Origin of the sequence: Sphingobacterium yanglingense (genome assembly GCF_004363245.1) — a bacterium.
GTDB lineage: Bacteria > Bacteroidota > Bacteroidia > Sphingobacteriales > Sphingobacteriaceae > Sphingobacterium > Sphingobacterium yanglingense.
This window is the reverse complement of record NZ_SNYV01000016.1, coordinates 69368-89820: the sequence shown is the minus strand read 5'-3', so window position 1 is coordinate 89820 and position 20453 is coordinate 69368. Positions and strand designations below refer to the sequence as shown.

Sequence of the window (20453 nt, the reverse complement as noted above, 5' to 3'; positions counted from 1 at the left end):
TATGTCATCGCATAACGAATCAATATTAAGAGAACCATTAATGACCGGTAAGGGCATCACTTACGCACAAGTGACTGATGATATCCTATTGCCGGTTGAAAATAAGCCAAACAAAGCTTGGTGGATAGGATTTATCGTAGCCGTGTGTGGAGCTATGTTATGGGTCATAAGTGTTGGATACACGTTTTGGACGGGTATCGGTGCTTGGGGTCTAAATAAAACTGTAGGTTGGGCTTGGGATATTACCGACTTTGTGTGGTGGGTAGGTATCGGGCACGCCGGAACGCTGATTTCAGCGGTATTATTAATTTTCCGTCAAAACTGGCGGAACTCCATTAACCGCTCAGCAGAGGCGATGACAATTTTCGCCGTTATCTGTGCCGCAACTTATGTTGTAGCGCATATGGGCCGTCCTTGGTTAGCATACTGGATTTTCCCATTGCCAAACCAGTTCGGATCGCTATGGGTTAACTTTAACTCGCCATTGGTATGGGATGCCTTCGCGATTTCAACGTACTTTACGGTATCTTTAGTATTCTGGTACTGTGGTTTGTTACCTGATATCGCATCGGTACGTGACCGTGCACATGGATTGAGAAAGAAAGTTTACTCTATCCTTTCTTTCGGATGGAACGGTTCAGTAAAATCATGGCAACGTTTCGAGATTGTTTCGTTAATCTTAGCGGGTATCTCGACTCCACTTGTACTTTCTGTACACACGATTGTATCTATGGACTTTGCAACGTCTGTTATTCCAGGATGGCACACGACGATTTTCCCTCCTTACTTCGTAGCGGGAGCGATTTTCTCTGGGTTTGCGATGGTACAGACATTATTATTGATCCTTCGTAAGGTCATGAACTTTGAGCATTACATCACGATGTTCCACATCGAAGCAATGAACAAGATTATCATGGTAACGGGATCTATCGTCGGGGTTGCTTACTTAACAGAGTTGTTTATCGCTTGGTATTCAGGTTCTGAGTATGAGATGTATGCATTTGCAAATCGTATCGCTGGACCTTACGCTTGGGCATATTGGGCGATGATGACGTGTAACGTTATTTCTCCACAGTTGTTCTGGTTCAAAAAGATCCGTACAAGTATTCCTATCTCTTGGATTCTATCCATCATCGTAAATATCGGTATGTGGTTTGAGCGTTTCGTAATTATCGTTACTTCATTGCACCGCGATTATTTACCATCATCATGGGCGATGTTCTACCCAACTTGGGTCGATGTCGGTATCTTTGTAGGATCTATCGGTTTGTTCTTTACTTTGTTCTTATTATTCTTGCGTTTCTTACCAGGTATAGCGATAGCCGAAGTGAAGTTATTGTTGAAGAGCTCTAGTTTACAACACAAAACGAAGCTTGTTCAAGAAGGAGCTTTCCCTGAGGATCAGGTTGAATTCTTTAGAAATTCATTGGAGAAATATGACTCTGTAACAGAGGAGGAAATTAACGCATTACGTAAAAAATAGTAGCAATGAGCAATACAAAATATATATTAGGAAGTTTTGCGGATCCTGACGAAATGATGGACGGGATTGACAGATTGCAAGCAAATAACATTAGCATATACGATTGTTTTACTCCAATGCCTATTCACGGTATTGAAGCTAAACTAGGGGTTAAGCCTTCACGCTTACCTATCGCAGCTTTTTGTTTTGGAGGTTTGGGATTGATATTAGGATTTAGTTTGTTGTATTTCACGATGTCTTATGACTGGCCAATGAATATTGGTGGTAAGCCTTCTATGCCATTACCTAACTTTGTGCCGGTATCATTCGAGGTTACGATTTTACTATGTGCATTGGGTATGGTAGCGACTTTCTTCTTCCGTAATCATTTATTTCCAGGACGCGCACCACGCGTTATGGATTTGAGAGCGACAGATGATCGTTTTATCATCGCTATCGATGCGCGTGATAATTCAAATCACGAGTTGATCGATAGTTTGTTGAAGGAAGCAGGAGCAGTAGAAGTTAAATACAATGAAAGAAAATATGTTAGTTATGAATAAGAAGAATTTTCTTGGCGCTGTATGTGCGGCGGTAGCTTTCGCTGCAGTAACTACTGCTTGTGGTGATGGCACAACACGTAGCACGGGATTAGAATTTTCGCGTAATATGTATGATCCGATTGCTTACAATCCAGATCAACCAAATAATAATTTTAAGAATAAACAAACAGCCCAAACGCCTCCTGCAGGAACAGATCCTATTGGTTTTGAGCGTTTCGGAGCTGATTTTAAAAATACTGTTGAGGACTATACCCGTGCAGGTGCTGAGGTAACTAACCCTCTTCCTGTGACAAAAGAGAATCTAGCGGCAGGTGAGCATTTATTTATTGCTAACTGTGCAGTATGTCACGGTAAAGAAGGTAAAGGTGATGGTTCTATTACGAAGGATCGTCAGGTTACTGACTCAAGAGGTACAAGGAAGTTAGAAAATTTCCCTCCTCCTCCATCGTACGCACAGTCGTCTGGTGCTAACTCTTCACGAGGAGGTTTGATGGCTGATCTTACAGCAGGAAAGATTTATCATACTATTTACTACGGTTTGAATACAATGGGGTCGCACGCGTCTCAGTTGAATCCAGAAGAACGTTGGAAAGTAGTTATGTATGTACAAGAATTACAAAAGAAATAACCTAACATCAATTTTATAAATGGGAACTCACAATCATCATCACGATTATAATTTCAGCGAGCAGTATACTTTTGCTGGCACGGCTAAGGTGTTTAGCTTAGTTGCTATCGTATTGGGTATAGCTGCTGTTGCATTCGGTATGTTATCAAGTGAACATATTATTGTTGAGCGTACATATGCTAACCTATTATTGATGGGGTATTACTTCACTTGTGTATGTGCAGCCGGAGCGTTTTTCGTCGCTCTTCAATTAGTAACACAATCAGCTTGGTCTGCCGGATTAATCCGTATTCCTCAGGCTATGGCGAGTATTTTACCTATAGCGTCTTTAGTACTTTTGGTAATAGTAGGCTTAGGATTATACACGCATAATCTTTATCACCACTGGCATGCTGAAGGATTAACAGATCCTAACAGTCCAAATTACGATGCCTTGGTTGCTGGTAAAGCAGCATTTTTGAATGTACCTGGATTCTTGATCCGTCAGATTCTATTCATGGGTACTTACAGTATTTTCGCTTTTATTCTGGCGAAACTATCTTACAATGAGGATTTGCAAGGTGGACTTACTTCTTACAAAAAAGGATTTAAGTTATCTGCTATTTTCTTAGTTATCTTCGGATTTACTACTCCAATTTGGTCTTTCGATACAATTATGTCCCTTGAAGCGCACTGGTTCTCTACGATGTTCGGTTGGTATAACTTCGCTGCAATGTGGGTAAGTGGTCTATGTGTTATCACTGTTATATTGATTCTATTGAAGAAAGCAGGCTACATGGCTTGGGTAAATGAAAACCATTTACATGACTTGGGTAAGTTAATCTTCGGTTTCTCTATCTTCTGGACTTATGTTTGGTTCGCTCAATTTATGTTGATCTACTATTCAAATATCCCTGAAGAGACTGTATATTTCTACAAGCGTTTTGAGCCAGAATATAAATTGTGGTTTTGGTTAAGTATAGTTATTAACTTTGTCGCACCATTGTTATTATTGGTGGATAGAGATGCAAAGCGTAAGCAAAATGCAATGTTGTTTGTTGCTATCTTGTTGCTATGCGGTCACTGGTTAGACTATTACATTATGGTGATGCCAGGTACGGTTGATACAGAGAGAGGATTCGGAATTGTTGAAGTAGGTACAGCTATCGGTTTCTGTGGATTGTTTACATTTTTAGTGTTGAGTAAACTAAGTAAACATGCATTGGCACCGAAGAATCATCCGTTCTTGGATGAGAGTTTACATCATCAGATTTAATAGAACTAAGGAGATCACGTTCAAACGTTTATTATAAGAAATGAATTTACAAATAAATAACAGGTTCAAATCCATATTGGGTTTACTACTATTGATCAGCTTGTATTTTGTAGCGCCAGTTGCGGCAGCACAAAGTGATTCTACTGTAGTTGATACTGTGGCGAAAGTTGCTGCAACTGCGACGACAGACTCAGCATCGGTAGATACTGCTGGAACAGCTGTTGTTACAGATTCTAGCGCTACTAATGTATCTGAGGCAGTAGCTGACGGAGCTGCAGTTGCGAAAGTAGAGGAAGCTACTAAAATAGCTCCTCAGGTGTACAAGAACTTTTTCTACTACGTGCTACTATTCTTGGTAGCGTGTACAATCATTGCGGTGGTTGGAAAGATACATTCTGTCTACGTGCTTACACGTAAGATGAATGGTAAGTACAATCCATTAAGTAATAACAACTGGCAGGCAGGCTTGTTGCTTTTGTTTTTAGTTTTCTTCCTTAGTGGTACGTATTATTCGTATTCGGTTTGGGGTAGCTGGGCTTGGAGAGAGGCTGCTACGGAACATGGTAAAGAGATCGATCAGATGTTTATCATCACTTTAGCTATCACTACGTTTGTGATGGTGGTGACGCATATCGTCTTATTATCCTTCACGTATGTGTACCGTATGAGAGCGAAGCGTACGGCTTACTATTATCCACACAATGATTCTATCGAGCGTATCTGGACTATTGTTCCTGCTATTGTTTTGACAGTGTTGGTTTTGTTCGGTTTCTTTACATGGAGATCGATTACAAACGTCCCTGAAGAGCTTCAAAAATCTGCAATACAGGTTGAGGTATTAGGTGAGCAGTTCCAATGGCACGTTCGTTATCCTGGAGCTGATGGTATCATCGGTAAGAGAAACTATAAGATGACGTCACCGACGAATGGTTACGGTATCGATTTTAACGATAAAAACTCTTGGGACGATATTCGCGGAGAAGATATCGTTATCCCAGTGAACAAATCGGTTCGCTTCCACATTATTTCTAAAGATATTATTCACTCATTCTATATTCCTGATTTCCGTGTACAAGTTAATGCTGTACCGGGTATGACAAACTACTTCCAGTTTACACCTACGGTGACTACAGAGGAGATGCGTGATCGGATGAACGATCCTAATTACAACTTCATTATGTTGTGTAATAAGATTTGTGGTTCAGGTCACTGGAATATGGGTAAGAAAGTAATCGTAGTTACAGAGGCTGAATATAAGGATTGGTTGAGCAAGCAACAGAAGTATTTCACGGAAGAGCTTCAGCAGGAATTTGCAAATACCGATCAGGTTGAAGGGATTACAACAGCTTCTGTAAATTAATTGTTAAAAGAATTTATAATAGAATATGTCAAGCACAGTTATATCACACGACGCAGGTCATCATGATGCACATGGTCATCACCATGAGACTTTCCTAACGAAGTATATCTTTAGTCAGGATCATAAGATGATTGCGAAGCAATTCTTGATCACGGGTATCATTATGGCAGTTTTCGCCATGTTATTATCCCTTTTATTCCGTATCCAACTTGCTTGGCCGGATAAAGATTTTCCAATATTGGAAGTATTTTTGGGAAAATGGGCTGAAGGTGGTCGTATTAAACCGGAGTTCTTCTTATCCTTAGTAACCATTCACGGTACCATGATGGTATTCTTCGTATTGACAGCAGGTCTGTCTGGTACGTTTAGTAACCTTTTGATACCTTATCAATTGGGTGCTCGCGATATGGCGTCTCCATTTATGAACATGTTGTCATACTGGTTCTTCTTTGTAGCCTGTGTGATTATGATCGGTTCGTTTTTCGTAGAGAGTGGGCCAGCATCTGCAGGATGGACTATCTATCCTCCATTGTCGGCACTTCCTACTTCGATTGCCGGATCCGGTCTAGGTATGTCATTATGGTTAGCTAGTATGGTGTTATTTATCGCTTCTCAGGTAATGGGTGGTGTTAACTACATCAGTACAGTATTGAATATGCGTACAAAAGGTATGGATCTTTGGAGAATGCCATTGACTATCTGGTCTTTCTTCTTGACTGCGATTGTTGGTTTGCTTTCATTCCCGGTATTAGTTTCAGCTGTTGTATTATTAATATTTGACCGTTCTGCGGGTACTTCTTTCTACTTATCGGATTTAGTAGTAGGTGGTCAGATTTTACCTAATGAAGGTGGTTCGCCAATCTTGTTCCAGCACTTATTCTGGTTCTTAGGTCACCCTGAGGTTTATATCGTTGTTATGCCTGCGTTAGGTTTGACTTCTGAAGTTATCTCTACAAACTCTCGTAAACCGATCTTCGGTTACCACGCGATGGTTTACTCTTTAGTAGGTATTACTGTCCTTTCGTTTATCGTATGGGGACACCACATGTTTGTAACGGGTATGAATCCTTTCTTAGGAGGAGTATTTATGATTACAACGTTGATTATTGCGGTACCTTCAGCAGTTAAGGCATTTAACTATATGGCGACGTTGTGGAGAGGTAATATCCGTTTCACTCCAGCGATGATGTTTGCTATCGGTATGGTATCTTTCTTTATCTCTGGCGGTTTGACAGGTATTTTCTTAGGTAATGCAACGTTGGATATCAACTTACACGATACGTATTTTGTTGTTGCTCACTTCCACTTGGTAATGGGTTCTGCATCTATCTTCGGTATGTTGTGTGGTGTGTACCACTGGTATCCAAAGATGTTCGGTAGAATGATGAACGAGAAATTGGGCTATTTCCACTTCTGGTTGACGTTTATCGGTGCTTACCTGGTATTCTTCCCAATGCACTTTATGGGTATTGATGGTGTACCTCGTCGTTACTACGCATTTACAGAGTTCCCTTTCATGGAGAAATGGGTTTCTGTCAACGTATTGGTTACTTGGGCAGCTATCATTGCAGGTCTTGGACAGTTGGCGTTTTTGATTAACTTCTTCGGTTCTATCTGGAATGGTAAGAAAGCGACTCAGAACCCATGGAATTCAAATACATTGGAGTGGACTACTCCTGTAGAACATATTCACGGAAACTGGCCAGGAGAAATCCCTACGGTATACCGTTGGCCTTATGATTATTCTAAGCCAGGTCATGACGAAGATTTTATCCCTCAGAACGTACCATTCTCGCAAACAATGAGTTCGAATATGATGCACGATTTTGAAGGAGATGATGAAGCTGTTCGTATACAAGAGCAGTGGAACAAAGAAAATAATAGAGTAGTAGAAGGTTAGGTTTTTAACCTACCTTCTATTACATGGATGATGTAAAGTGTAATAGATGTATCCAGCTGGAGAAAAGAGATTTGTTAAAATCAATAGGTTTACGATATTTATCTTATTTGTCGTTATCACAGCTGGTGGTGTAGTAAGAAGTACAGGCTCAGGGATGGGCTGTCCGGATTGGCCAAAGTGTTTCAATCAGATTGTTCCCCCAACACATGTTTCTCAGTTGCCGGAAGGCTACGAGCAGCACTATATCGACGGAAGGGTTAAAAAGAACGATCGTTTTGCAAAGATGGTCGAACTATTTGGCTTCCCGGAGCTTGCAGATAATATCCGTCACGACGAGTCTATTTTGAAACATGAAGAATTCAATGTGGCAAAGACTTGGACGGAGTATATCAATCGGCTTGCCGGTGTGGTAGCAGGGTTTGCACTTCTTTTTTCAGCTATATACGCTTTTACTTACATCAAATCCAAACCGTCCATTTTTGTATGGAGCGTTCTTAATCTTTTTGCAGTAGTATTACAGGCTTGGTTAGGTTCTATAGTAGTGTCTACTAATTTGATGCCTTGGATAATAACGGTGCACATGCTGTTGGCCCTCATCATAGTGGCAATCAGTATATACACATTCTATCTGGCAACTACGTTTAGAAACAAGACGATTTTAATCAATTACCCATCGGGGGGGCTTAAAGCACTAGCTATGTTCTCTTTGGTGATTATGTTGGTGCAGGTCGTCTACGGAACGGAGGTTCGTGAGGCAATAGATCATCTGAACTACTTGGGTAAAGATCGAACAACCTGGATCGACTCTATAGGAAGCGTGTACGAAATCCATCGGATTTTGGCCTATCTGACATTTGCCATTACGGTCTTATTTTTCTTTTTGGTGAAAAATAGGTTCAGTGCAAATTCTATTCAAAGTCGTTATGCATGGATTGTTTTCATTTTGGTGTTGATTCAGATGGCGTCGGGAATTATTCTGGCTCGTTTTTCAGTACCTGCCGTAGCTCAAACAACACATTTGGTAATCGCGAGTTTGTTTTTTGGAGCGCAATATTATTTAATGCTTTTGATGACTAAGTTGAAGAGATAATGAAGAACGTTGTTTTTTCTTTTTTAGCGTACAGGGAGGTGAAGAATTAAATGAAGACTTTTATATCCGATTTTAACAAATTAGTCAAATTAAGATTAACGTTAACTGTTGTCTTTTCTGCCTCTATCTCGTTTTTGATAGGAGCTAAGCAGCAGGGGGATGTGATGTGGTTCAATTGGTTGTTGTTGACTGTGGGTGGCTTTTTGGTAACAGGTGCTGCTAATGGATTCAACGAGATCATTGAGAAAGATATAGATAAGCTGATGAAGCGGACGATGGACCGCCCGTTGCCTGCAGGTCGGATGACTACAGGGCAGGCGTTGGTTCTGAGCGTTTTTATGGGTATTTTGGGGACTATGGTTCTTGTAAAACTCAATTTTATCGCAGGTCTGCTGTCTGTTTTTTCTATATTTCTGTATGCCTTTGTGTACACTCCGCTGAAACAAAAGTCGCCTATTGCGGTTTTTGTGGGAGCAATTCCTGGAGCTTTACCGCCGTTGATTGGCTACTATGCCGCTTTTAAATCTGCGGGTTTCGGCCTAGAGTATGCAGCGGTTAGTGAAGCAGCTGTGGTGATTACTCCTTTGGTGTTGTTTACCATTCAGTTTTTCTGGCAATACCCTCATTTTTGGGCGATTGCTTGGGTGGCAGATGAGGATTATAGAAACGCAGGTATTCGTTTATTGCCAACAACTAAGAAAGATACCACTTCAGCGGTGATGATTTTTATTTCAGCGTTGTTGATGATACCAGCAGGCTTTTTGCCAATGTATTATGGTTTTGGAGGTTTGGTGTTTACAATCGTGTCTTTGTTAGGTGGGTTGATGTTTACTTGGTACGGTTATCAACATTATGTGTTACGAACAGATGCATCAGCAAAAAAGGTAATGTATGTTTCCTTTTTATATTTACCACTCACACAGCTCGTACTTTTATTTGATTTTATTCCTTTTTAATTAAAGATGGGAAATATAGCAATGAATTTGGAAGAAGAAATACAGCAGACAAGAAAGGCCAAGAAGTTCAACCTTTGGTTGGGCATCATTGGTATGTTTATGATGTTTGCCGCTCTTTCTAGTGGTTTTATAGTATACACAGCTAGTGGGGTAGACAAAGGGATAAAAACAATCCTGCCACAGGCTTTTATTTATAGTACGCTGACGATAGTGTTGAGCAGCATTACGTTGCATTTGGCCTATTCAGCTGCTAAGTTGGGAAATATCGGAAGACAGAAGCTATTGTTGCTTGTGACAGTAGTACTCGGTATTATCTTTTTTGTAGTTCAGGTACAAGCATGGAAGGTGCTGACCGAGCAAGGTGTTTATTTTATTAATAATAATGCTTCTCAGTCTTTCATCTACGTGTTTACAGGACTACACCTTTTACACATTGTCGTAGGGATATTAGTCCTTCTACGTGCCCTTACTGGGGTATTGAAAGGCATACCCCAAGGGGACAACGTGTTTCGAATGGATCTAGCTACTGTTTTTTGGCATTTTCTAGATCTTTTATGGATTTATATATATGTTTTCTTACTTTTGAATCAATAATAGTAAACAATGAGTACAACTGTATCGCAATTGGATAAGGTTAAAGACGGACCATGGAACGGTGGTAGGTCACCTTGGAACTTAGAGTATGGAAAGATCATGATGTGGTTTTTCTTGGTGTCGGATGCCTTTACATTTTCAGCATTCCTAATTTATTATGGTGCTCAAAAATTTGCGCAACCTACTTGGATTGATGCGGATAAGGTTTTCCAATCTATCCCAGGAATTGCTGATTCTGGCCAACCTTTGGTCTTTGTCGGTATTATGACCTTTATCCTGATTATGTCTTCTGTTACAATGGTACTAGCTGTAGAAGCTGGACATCGAAATTCTAAACAAGAGGTCGTTAAATGGATGTTATGGACGATTTTAGGCGGTTTGATGTTTGTCGGCTGTCAGGCATTGGAATGGTCGCACTTACATCACCAAGGATTTTGGTTCGGAAGAAATCCGGCTACAGGGATGACTGATCCAGCGATGATAGCAGAGACATTGAGACCTTATTTCACCAATGATATCTCTTATACAGCGGCATTGCAGTTCGCAAACTTGTTCTTTACAATCACAGGTTTCCACGGATTTCACGTATCCATCGGTATCTTGTTGAATATTATCATTCTTTGTATGACGTTGAACAATACGTTTGAAAGAAGAGGTACGTATTTGATGGTAGAGAAAGTAGGTCTTTATTGGCACTTTGTAGATTTAGTGTGGGTATTCGTATTTACATTCTTCTACTTAATCTAATTATAAACTTAGCAATTTATCTAAAGAAATGGCAAACCACGAAAATATAGGTGCACACGGCGAACACGGGCACGAAGAAGGAATGGATAAAAAGCGTATTTGGTCGGTATTTTTCGTTCTACTGGCACTTACAGCATTAGAGTTCCTAATTGCATTAGGATTCGTTCACCACTGGGGAATATTGCAAAAAGGAGCATTGGTTAATACTATTTATATCGTATTGACATTAGTGAAAGCGTACTATATCGTTGCATTTTTTATGCACTTGAAGTTTGAGAAGTCTGGCTTCATCGTTACAACGAGTATCGTTTTCCTTTTTATCATTTATTTTATTATTTTGATTTTAGTTGAAGGAAACTACCTGTTAACACACTTTCAGGAGCATCCAGTTTTCCCAAATAAGTAATAATGCAAAATAAAACGAGAAGAAAGAATATTTCGACTTTCATAATCCTGGCTATAGTACTACTAGTGCCAGGATTTTTGTATATAGCCCTTAATAAAATTGGCTCTAATACCTATTTAAAACTACCCGTATATGGTGAGAAGCACTTGTCGGGTAAGATGAACCGTAAGATGGGGCGTGAGATTCCTGATACTGTTTTTCATCAGATTAAGCCGCTTGCATTGGTTAATAGTTCTGGAGATTCAGTCCGGTTTTTGGGGACAGATTCGCTCATTTCCGTCGTTCATACGTTTTATGGGACGGATAAGGGACTTTCTGCAACGTTATTGGAGAACCTGCGTCCGGTAGTTGAGCGCTTCAAAAATAATCACAAAGTCAAGTTCTATTCCATCTCTATTGATTCTGCGGACAAGATTGTAAATTTGGAAGCGTTAAGCAATACCTACAGAAAGGGGTTGGAAACACATTGGGAAATACTCCAGGGGGGGAGTGCTATTCTCCCGTATGTACGTGAGCAGCTATTGAGTGACGCGTTACAAGATCCATCGGATCCCAGTAAGTTTACGATTAGTAGTCAGTATATTTTGATTGACTCACAGCGGAGAATACGCGGGTTTTACGATATCAATCTGAAGACAAATATCGAGAGATTGGAAGATGAAATTAAGGTACAGCTTGTCGAAGAGGCAAGGAACAATCCATTAAAAGTTGAAAAGAAGTAGTTTTATGGCAATGACAGAAGAAGAAAAGAAGTATAAAGGTTGGATTTGGACACTATCCGTTGTTATTCCGTTGGCGGTAGCAGCGCTGTTTGGTGTAAACCTGCCTAAACTGGGTTATGATGTAGAGCCGCTGTCGTTTTTACCTCCTATATATGCAACGATCAACGGACTTACTGCCGTCTTGTTGGTGTGGGCAGTATCGGCTGTGAAACGAGGTAATTTTAAGCTACACGAGAACTTGATTAAGGTGTGCATGCTGTGTTCGTCTTTATTTTTATTGATGTATGTAGCCTATCATATGACGTCAGTGTCGACGTCTTATGGTGGTGAAGGAATTATTCGGTATGTGTACTTTTTTATTTTGATTACACATATTGTTCTTTCTATTGTGATTATCCCATTTGTGCTTTTCACGTTCGTTAGAGGGATAGCCGGAGCTTATGAGAGACATAAACGTTTGGCACGCATTACTTATCCAATGTGGTTGTATGTCGCAGTAACAGGTGTGGTGGTATATCTTATGATATCGCCTTACTATGCGCATTAGGACTAAGAGGTTATAAGGTTATAGAGTTAAAAGGTATCATATCTCAAATCTCATGTCTCCCATCTTAATACTCAATACTAAATACTAATAAAATGAATAGAGTTTGGATATATCAGGCGGATAGGATGCTTTCGGATGAGCAGGTACAAGCTGCGGAAGCGGCAATTGCTGATTTTGTATCATCATGGACTGCGCATGGTTCTGCGTTAGCAGGAAAGGGAATTGTGAAGGATAATCTTTTTGTGATTTTAGAAGTCGATGAGCAACAGGCTGGAGTTACGGGATGTTCAATCGATAAATCTGTCCACTTTTTGAAAGGGCTTGGGGAGCGATTAGGAGTTGATTTTTTTGATCGTATGAAAGTCTCTTTTATTGATGATAAGGGAACTGTTAACCTTGTCGGTAGGGGAGAGTTTGAATCTCTGGTTAAAGATGGAATGGTACACGCAGAGACCTTGGTCTTTAATAATCTAGTACAGAATTCAACAGATTTCGAGTCGAAATGGGTTATTCCTTTTCGAGATAGTTGGCACAGCAAGGTTTTTTAGTGAAGAAGATGCGGAGTTTTTAGCGCATCGTTTTATTAAGTTATAAAGTAAAAGGGCTTCTATGATATATAGAAGCCCTTTTATTATTATAATGTTGTTCTCGGAGATGCTGAACGTATCTCCTCGCTCGCTTCATCTTCGTATTGCTTGAAGTTGTTGACAAAAAGCTGAGCAAGCGCTAATGCCTGTTGGTCATATGCTTCAGGATCAGACCATGTTGTTCTAGGATTTAATACCTCTGCAGGAACACCTGGGCAGGATTGTGGTTTTAAAAGACCGAATACAACATGCGGAACATATTCTACATTGTCTAGGTCCCCACGCATAGCTGCATTTATCATAGCACGCGTATACTTTAAGTTCATACGCTTACCTACACCGTATTTACCACCGGTCCAGCCTGTATTAATCAACCATACATTCACGTCAGGGTTCTTCTCCAGTTTTTCACCTAACAACTCTGCGTATTTTGTAGGGTGTAAAGGTAAGAATACCCGTCCGAAGCATGCCGAGAAAGTCGTCTGTGGCTCTGTGATACCTACTTCAGTACCTGCTACTTTTGCTGTATATCCTGATATGAAATGATACATAGCTTGGGCTTTGGTTAATTTCGATATCGGAGGAAGTATACCAAAAGCATCACAAGTCAAGAAGAATATATTTTTAGGTTTACCACCTAAAGAAGGTTCTTTTGCATTGGGAATGTAATCAATAGGATAAGCTGCACGCGTATTTTCTGTAATACTTGCATCAGCAAAGTCTACAACATTACTGTCTTTGAAAAAGGAAATGTTTTCTAATAAGGTACCTGGCTTAATCGCAGCATAGATCTCCGGTTCTTTTTCTGCGCTCAAATCGATACACTTGGCATAACATCCTCCTTCAAAGTTGAAGACCGATCCGTCAGCCCAACCGTGCTCGTCATCTCCGATAAGTGATCTGTTCGCATCTGCAGAAAGCGTAGTCTTACCCGTTCCGCTCAATCCAAAAAATAAAGAGACATCGCCATCTTTGCCTTCATTGGCTGAACAGTGCATTGGAAGGACGTTGTACTGATGCGGAAGTATAAAGTTGAGTACAGAGAAAATTCCTTTTTTCATCTCACCGGTATAGGCCGTTCCTCCGATTAATATAACCTTTTCAGTGAAATTAACAATCGTGAAGTTTGCCGATCTGGTTCCATCTACAGCTGGATCCGCTTCAAATTCAGGGATTTGAAGAATGACCCATTCTTTCTCGAATGCTGTTAGTTCGTTTTCTGCAGGCCTAATAAAAAGGTTGCTACAGAATAAGTTGGCCCATGGTAAGGTATTGATTACAGTAACACGTAATCTATAGTCAGGATCAGCTCCTGCATAACAATTTCTTACCCAGACTTCTTTGCCTGTTAAATATGAGCGCATTTTTTGATATAAATTATCAAAAACCTCTTTTGTAATAGCGATATTAATGTCGCCCCAATCCACACTGTTTTCGGTAAGGTCGTCTTTAACCACAAATTTGTCTTTTGGTGATCTACCTGTAAATTTACCAGTATTCACACAAAGAGCACCTTTGTCATTTAATGTGCCTTGTCCTAGCTCTAGGGTTTGAGCTGTAAGCTTTTCGTTGCTTAAGTTCCAGTGTATTGTTCCTGCATTTAACCCAATTGAATTCAAATCGAATGAAGAACTTTTTGTCCCAAATTCACGTAGCTCCATTATTACCATAATTTTGTTTTACGAAGCTAAGGTAGGGACAATAGCAAAATGAAAATAAACAAAGTTTATTTTTGCAAAAAATGCTTATAATGGCTGATATCAATCATTTATTTGACCGATTTTTAAACAAATCTTGTTTATTTAATGATGAATAAACCTAACTTTTGAAATTTTCTAAATCCTGTTTACTAAAATGTGTTAGGTGTGATACCGTGTTTGGGCAAAATATGTTAATTTGTTTATCTTTTATCCACACTATATCTCCCTGGTCCCATCAGAGCTAGGGCAATAAATACAGCCATCAATTCGATAGCATGTGAAGCTGTGTTAAAGCCATCTCCCTGAGATAGATGAGTGATTGTAGCTGTTAGCATGGTAAAAGCCAATAGAATGCTGTTTGGTCTTGTCCATAGTCCAAGGACAATGAATAGTGCACATAAGCTCTCTACTATGGCAGCAGAGAATCCCCATCCTATCGGAAAGAAGTTTATACCTAAATTGCCCATGGCTGCCCCAACCTTTTTCCATGTTTCTGGACCACCCATTAATTTGGGAAGTCCATGAAGGGCTAACATACAGATACCTATGACGGTACGTAATACGAATAAACCTATATCTTTTTTGGTGCTTGTATTGCTCATATTCTATTTCATGTAAATTATGGAAACATTTTCTGCTGTGACGTGGAGTTCTATTTCTTGACCAAAGACTAGTGCTCTATTGTCTTCGATATGTCCTGCTGGACAACCGAAGGCTACGGGATAGGTGTATTCTTGGACTTTATCCATTATTATTTCTTCTATTGTCTGTCCAAAGGAGGGGTCTGAGTCTTTCATAGATGTGAATCCTCCGACAATAAGGCCTTTGAGATTGTTGAGTTTTTTCGCCCGTTTGAGTGCCCATAACATACGGTCGACATTGTAATAAGACTCACCGACGTCTTCGATGAATAGAATTTTTCCATCATAATCGACATCGGAATCAGAAGCCAATATACTATGCAAAATAGCGAGGTTGCCTCCCGTAAGTATTCCTTGGGCCTGTCCTTCGCGTTGAGCTGGCGAAGAGCAGGTGTAGTGCAAGTCTTTATTCTTTCCAAAAAGTGCCGCCTTCAATGTAGATAGTGACTCTGGGCTGGCATCTAGAAATGATTTTACCATCTGTCCGTGGATACAGGCAGATTTTAGTTTGTTTTGAATGTGGCTGAGTATTACGGTGATATCGCTGAATCCGACAAGCCATTTGGGAGCTTTTGTGAATGTGGAAAAATCTAGTTTATCTATCAGGCGCACAGAACCATAGCCCCCACGGCCAGCAATAATGGCTTTAATATCTGGCGCATCCAATGCCTGTTGCAGATCCTTGGTACGGAGTTCATCTTCTCCCGCAAATTGATTCCATTGCGCATAAGTTGAAGGGTATATTTCCAGTTCAAGCCCCCAATCTCTTAGTATATCGAATGCAGGAGTAAGGTCTTCTTTTATATAACCAGCAGGGCATAGTATGGCGATTTTATCGCCTTTCTTTAGATATGTAGGTGTGTTCATGATAAGTTTCTTCGGTATCATTGTAAAGCAAAAAAAGAAGATATATAATTTTCTGTTAGAAATCTAAACAGGCTTTTATTTATTCAGCACAAATTGAGTTATCTTTGCAAACAATGTTACTATTTAATTTTTAGTATTACCATTAAAAATACAATATCTTGAGCAATTTATCTAAAAAACGTTATACCATTACCTCAGCGCTTCCTTATGCAAATGGTCCTTTGCATATTGGACACTTGGCTGGAGCATATATTCCTGGTGATATTTTTGTACGCTTTCTACGTCTGAATAATAAAGATGTGGTCTATGTCTGCGGCTCGGATGAGCATGGGGCTGCGATTACTATTAAAGCTAAAAAGGAGGGGGTAACTCCTCGTGAAATTATTGATAAGTATAATAAACAGATTAAAGAATCCTTCGAAGATTTTGGGATCTCTTTTGATATCTATCATCGTACTTCCGAACCGATCCATCACGAGCTGTCGCAGGAGTTTTTTCTTAATCTTTACGAAAAAGGAGAATTTATCGAGAAATTTTCAGAGCAGTATTACGATGAAGAATTCCATCAGTTTTTGGCCGATCGCTATATTACAGGTACCTGTCCGCATTGTCAAAGTGAAGGTGCTTATGGAGACCAATGTGAGAAATGTGGGACTTCATTGAGTCCAACAGATCTAATCAACCCAAAATCAACATTGAGTGGAAAAACTCCGATTTTGAAAGAGACGAAACATTGGTATCTTCCATTGGACAAATATCAGCCTTGGTTGGAAGAATGGTTGATTGAGGGAAAGAAGGCGGAGTTGAAATCGAATGTATTCGGCCAGTGTCAATCATGGCTAAAATCAGGCTTGCAACCGCGCTCGATGACACGCGATCTAGACTGGGGGGTAGATGTACCTTTGAAAGAGGCCACAGGAAAAAAACTATATGTATGGTTGGATGCTCCTATTGGATACATATCGGCCACAAAGCAGTGGGCACTAGACCAGGGCAAGAATTGGGAAGATTATTGGAAGAAGCAGAATAATCCAGCGGATGATTCATCGTTGATACACTTTATCGGTAAAGATAACATTGTGTTTCACTGTATTATCTTTCCTGCTATTCTACATGCCCATGGAGATTATATCCTTCCGGATAATGTTCCTGCGAATGAGTTTTTGAACCTTGAAGGTGATAAATTGTCGACTTCTCGTAACCACGCGGTTTGGTTACATGAATACTTAGAGGAATTTCCGGGTAAGCAAGATGAGTTACGTTATGTATTGACATCAATTCTTCCAGAAACATCGGACAGTGAGTTTACATGGAAAGATTTTCAGGCACGGGTAAATAATGAGTTGGTCGCTATACTAGGTAACTTTGTGAATCGAGTGATGGTGCTGTCTCACAAATATTTTGACGGTAAGGTATTGAAAGGCTCTGATTATAATACGATTGATACTACTGTTTTTGATGAGTTAGCGAAATATCCGGCCCTTATCGAGCAGTCTATATCGAATTATAGATTTAGAGAGGCACTAAGTCACTTTATGAATGCTGCTCGTCTAGGTAATAAATATTTGGCGGATGAGGAGCCTTGGAAGGTGGTCAAAACCGATGAGGAACGTGTTAAAACCGTTCTGAATGTTGCTACTCAGATAGTCGCTAATCTGGCAATTTTAGCACAGCCATTCTTGCCTAAGACGGCAGGTAGGTTGTTTGATATGTTACAGATCCCGGTACAGGGATGGGAAAAAGCAGGGACAGCCAGTCTGATTGCTGAAGGGCATGTACTGGGTGAAGCACAGCTTTTGTTTGATAAAATAACCGACGAGCAAGTCGAGTTCCAATTGGAAAAGCTAGCTGCAGCTAAAGCCAACAATGTGAAAGCAGCGGTCAATGTAGCGCCAGCAAAAGCGAATATCAGTTTTGACGATTTCATGAAGTTGGATATCCGTGTCGGAACTATTCTAGAAGCAGAGAAGGTGGCGAAGACGAAGAAGCTGTTGAAGTTAAAGATCGATACAGGTATTGATCAGCGTACAGTTGTTTCAGGTATAGCTGAGTTTTTCGCTCCGGAGGATATTGTCGGTAGACAGGTTTCTATTTTGGTTAATCTAGAGCCGAGGGAGATTAAAGGTATTCAATCTCAGGGCATGATATTAATGGCTGAAGATGCAGATGGAAGACTAGACTTTGTAAATCCGCAGACTACAATCACAAACGGAAGTGTAGTTCGTTAGTTAGCCGGTTCTTATAGCTGAAAAATCACCCTTAGCTTTGGTTAGGGGTGATTTTTTTTGCTTGTATCAAGCTGATGATATAACCTGTTAGGAATCCGATAATCGATGGTATAACCCAACCTAAATCGATGTCAAAAAGAGGTATCTTGTTCCATATTGTTAAAAAATCGGTAGACCATAGACCTAAAACTTTGATAACATTTAGCACTGCAACTGTGGTTGATGCTATCAATGCTCCTATATAAGGAAGTTTGGATTTTATGAAACGGCCGAATAGTACAATGTATAGGACAAGAGTGATAACGATGGGATACGCAAATGCTAAAGGTGGATAAGCGAACTGAATGATGCTATCTACTCCCTTGACCGCAAATGCAGCGGAAAGGATACAACAGATGGTTACGATAAGTTTGTAACTCAGTCTGCCCCCACTTAATTGAGAAAAGAATGTGCCTACAGCTGAGGTGACGGCTATAGCAGTGGTTAGACAAGCTAGACCGATGCTTAAGGCTATCCCTAGCATACCGTATGGGCCTAGAATCTGTTGTGCAATTTGGATAAGCAATAAAGAGCGGGGAATATCTTTATCCGTCACACCGGATGTAGCGCCTAAATAGACAAGCCCTCCATAAATTAGAAATAGGCATGAAGCTGATACGATTCCTGATATAATGACAACCTTATTTTTTTCTTTGACGCTGGTATAGCCCTTGGATTTTGCTGCACTGATAATGATACCCGCAAATATGACCGAAGCAAATACATCTAGGGTTTGATAACCTTCTGTAAAACCTAAAGAAAAGGCTTCCAGCGTGCTAAGCGAGGATGGTGAGTAGTCCGCTTGTGGTTGTACTATGCCCAGTACAATAAGTGCTAAGAGCAGCAGTAGCAGTAGTGGTGTGAAAAAATTGCCTATAATGTCAACGACTTTGGAAGGAACAATGGTCAGTCCCCAAGTGGCTGCAAAGAATAGGATAGAAGACCATATCGGATTGAAGTCTGGAAATGAAGGAAGAACGGCTATTTCATAAGTCGTGGCAGCAGTGCGCGGAATAGCAATTAAAGGGCCAATGCACAACATGATTATGGACCCCAATATGGGGGCGAGTTGGGGATGGATTCTATTGCCTAGATCATGAAAAGAACTACCTGACTGCACAATAGATAGTATACCAAAAAATGGTAGAATAATCCCGGTAAGGCCGAAGGCCAAAATAGTCACTGTAATGTGTGCTCCTATCTGTAAACCTATAAAGGGAGGTAAAAGAAGGTTGCCTGCCCCAAAGAACATAGCAAATAGTGCGAAGCCAATCGTAAGTATGTCTTTATATTTCTTCAATTCTATTGGTTATAAAATAATTGGATGAGTTGTTTTGCTTCAAGAACGTCGTGCACACGCAACAGTTGTACACCATTTTGTAGTAAGAGGGTGTTTAGTGCGGTGGTTGCCGATAGTGATTCTTGAGGGGTGATCTCTAACTTCTTATATATCATTGATTTTCTAGAAATTCCGCCGAGTATTGGGAGCCCTAGGTAGTGTAATTCACTAACACGGTGTAATAGTTCATGATTTTGAGCGATAGTCTTTGCAAAGCCAAAGCCTGGGTCTAGAATGATGTCTTTGACGCCTAGTGATCTTAATTGGGCGATACGCTGGCCAAAGTAGACTGCTATATCTTCAACGATGTCATCATAGTCCGTATGCTGCTGCATAGTCTCAGGTGTGCCACGCATATGCATAAGGATGTAGGGGACTTGAAGTTTGGCGACGGTATCAAACATGTGCTCATCGAGGTTCCCTCCCGATATATCATTGATAATATGGGCGCCCGCTTGGATTGCAACATGCGCTACTTCAGCACGAAACGTGTCTATGGATAGAATCGTATCCGGAAAATGGGTGACAAGATATTCAATGATGGGTAGCGCCCGGTCAATCTCTTCTTGTATAGAAATAAGAGGAGCGCCTGGTCTAGAGGAATAAGCCCCTATGTCTAGTATATCTGCACCTTGGGCAATAAGCTGTGCTGCTTTTATCGATGCGGCATTTAGTGAATTATGTTGGCCACCGTCAAAGAATGAATCAGGGGTAACATTCAGAATGCCCATAATCTGTGGCTTCTCGAATGTCTCTAGCTTTCCCTTTAGATTAATGCTTTGGCAGGAGGCTGTTTTTAGGCCATACATAGTATTGGAATAT

At 40.4% G+C, this 20453-nt stretch carries 20 protein-coding genes; 15 read left to right on the top strand and 5 right to left on the bottom strand.

Annotation, left to right across the window (positions count from 1 at the left end; genetic code table 11):
* Position 1: 1 nt before the first annotated feature.
* The 14 genes from nrfD to CLV99_RS16480 all read left to right on the top strand — a co-directional run bounded on the left by nrfD (position 2) and on the right by CLV99_RS16480 (position 12778).
* Positions 2-1483, top strand: coding sequence for an NrfD/PsrC family molybdoenzyme membrane anchor subunit (gene nrfD / locus CLV99_RS16545; RefSeq protein ID WP_133585633.1), 1482 nt, complete (start codon positions 2-4; stop codon positions 1481-1483).
* Between the two features lie 5 nt (positions 1484-1488).
* Positions 1489-2025, top strand: coding sequence for a DUF3341 domain-containing protein (locus CLV99_RS16540; RefSeq protein WP_133585632.1), 537 nt, complete (start codon positions 1489-1491; stop codon positions 2023-2025).
* Positions 1997-2653, top strand: a complete 657-nt coding sequence (locus tag CLV99_RS16535; RefSeq protein WP_133585631.1) for a c-type cytochrome — start codon at positions 1997-1999, stop codon at positions 2651-2653. Before CLV99_RS16540 ends, CLV99_RS16535 begins: the two co-directional genes overlap by 29 nt.
* A 19-nt stretch (positions 2654-2672) precedes the next feature.
* Positions 2673-3908 (top strand): quinol:cytochrome C oxidoreductase, encoded by a 1236-nt coding sequence (locus CLV99_RS16530; protein ID WP_133585630.1) that lies wholly within the window; start codon positions 2673-2675, stop codon positions 3906-3908.
* Positions 3909-3948: 40 nt separating this feature from the next.
* On the top strand, positions 3949-5268 hold the full coding sequence (locus CLV99_RS16525; RefSeq protein ID WP_133585629.1) for a cytochrome c oxidase subunit II: 1320 nt from the start codon (positions 3949-3951) through the stop codon (positions 5266-5268).
* Positions 5269-5293: 25 nt separating this feature from the next.
* Complete coding sequence (locus CLV99_RS16520; protein ID WP_211348558.1) at positions 5294-7168, top strand: cytochrome c oxidase subunit I; 1875 nt, start codon at positions 5294-5296, stop codon at positions 7166-7168.
* Between the two features lie 46 nt (positions 7169-7214).
* Positions 7215-8258 (top strand): COX15/CtaA family protein, encoded by a 1044-nt coding sequence (locus CLV99_RS16515; RefSeq protein WP_133585628.1) that lies wholly within the window; start codon positions 7215-7217, stop codon positions 8256-8258.
* Between the two features lie 50 nt (positions 8259-8308).
* Positions 8309-9214: a heme o synthase gene (gene cyoE, locus CLV99_RS16510; RefSeq protein ID WP_133585627.1), complete on the top strand. Its 906-nt coding sequence runs from the start codon at positions 8309-8311 to the stop codon at positions 9212-9214.
* Positions 9215-9220: 6 nt separating this feature from the next.
* Positions 9221-9808 (top strand): cytochrome c oxidase subunit 3, encoded by a 588-nt coding sequence (locus CLV99_RS16505; RefSeq protein WP_133585626.1) that lies wholly within the window; start codon positions 9221-9223, stop codon positions 9806-9808.
* Positions 9809-9817: 9 nt separating this feature from the next.
* Entirely contained in the window at positions 9818-10555 is a 738-nt protein-coding gene (locus CLV99_RS16500) for a cytochrome c oxidase subunit 3 (RefSeq protein WP_133585625.1), read from the top strand.
* 28 nt (positions 10556-10583) lie between these two features.
* On the top strand, positions 10584-10961 hold the full coding sequence (locus tag CLV99_RS16495; RefSeq protein ID WP_133585624.1) for a cytochrome C oxidase subunit IV family protein: 378 nt from the start codon (positions 10584-10586) through the stop codon (positions 10959-10961).
* Between the two features lie 2 nt (positions 10962-10963).
* Positions 10964-11683: a thioredoxin domain-containing protein gene (locus tag CLV99_RS16490; protein ID WP_133585623.1), complete on the top strand. Its 720-nt coding sequence runs from the start codon at positions 10964-10966 to the stop codon at positions 11681-11683.
* A gap of 4 nt (positions 11684-11687) precedes the next feature.
* Positions 11688-12230: a DUF420 domain-containing protein gene (locus CLV99_RS16485; protein ID WP_133585622.1), complete on the top strand. Its 543-nt coding sequence runs from the start codon at positions 11688-11690 to the stop codon at positions 12228-12230.
* 92 nt (positions 12231-12322) lie between these two features.
* Positions 12323-12778 (top strand): ABC transporter ATPase, encoded by a 456-nt coding sequence (locus CLV99_RS16480; RefSeq protein WP_133585621.1) that lies wholly within the window; start codon positions 12323-12325, stop codon positions 12776-12778.
* A gap of 86 nt (positions 12779-12864) precedes the next feature.
* On the opposite strand, the gene pckA is transcribed toward CLV99_RS16480, so the two are convergent.
* From pckA to CLV99_RS16465, 3 genes are all read right to left on the bottom strand, one after another.
* The gene (pckA, locus tag CLV99_RS16475) at positions 12865-14478 is read right to left on the bottom strand and encodes a phosphoenolpyruvate carboxykinase (ATP) (protein WP_133585620.1); all 1614 of its coding nucleotides are present in this window, start codon (positions 14476-14478) and stop codon (positions 12865-12867) included.
* Positions 14479-14717: 239 nt separating this feature from the next.
* Complete coding sequence (locus tag CLV99_RS16470) at positions 14718-15119, bottom strand: DoxX family protein (RefSeq protein ID WP_133585619.1); 402 nt, start codon at positions 15117-15119, stop codon at positions 14718-14720.
* A gap of 3 nt (positions 15120-15122) precedes the next feature.
* The gene (locus CLV99_RS16465) at positions 15123-16025 is read right to left on the bottom strand and encodes a S66 peptidase family protein (protein WP_133585618.1); all 903 of its coding nucleotides are present in this window, start codon (positions 16023-16025) and stop codon (positions 15123-15125) included.
* Between the two features lie 158 nt (positions 16026-16183).
* On the opposite strand from CLV99_RS16465, the gene metG reads away from it, so the two are divergent.
* A complete protein-coding gene (gene metG, locus CLV99_RS16460; RefSeq protein ID WP_133585617.1) occupies positions 16184-18253 on the top strand; it encodes a methionine--tRNA ligase in 2070 nt (689 codons plus the stop codon).
* A gap of 31 nt (positions 18254-18284) precedes the next feature.
* Here the strand turns inward: metG and brnQ are convergent, their stop codons facing one another.
* Complete coding sequence (gene brnQ / locus CLV99_RS16455; protein WP_162850142.1) at positions 18285-19592, bottom strand: branched-chain amino acid transport system II carrier protein; 1308 nt, start codon at positions 19590-19592, stop codon at positions 18285-18287.
* Positions 19593-19594: 2 nt separating this feature from the next.
* Positions 19595-20440 (bottom strand): dihydropteroate synthase, encoded by an 846-nt coding sequence (folP, locus tag CLV99_RS16450; protein ID WP_133585615.1) that lies wholly within the window; start codon positions 20438-20440, stop codon positions 19595-19597.
* Positions 20441-20453: the final 13 nt, after the last annotated feature.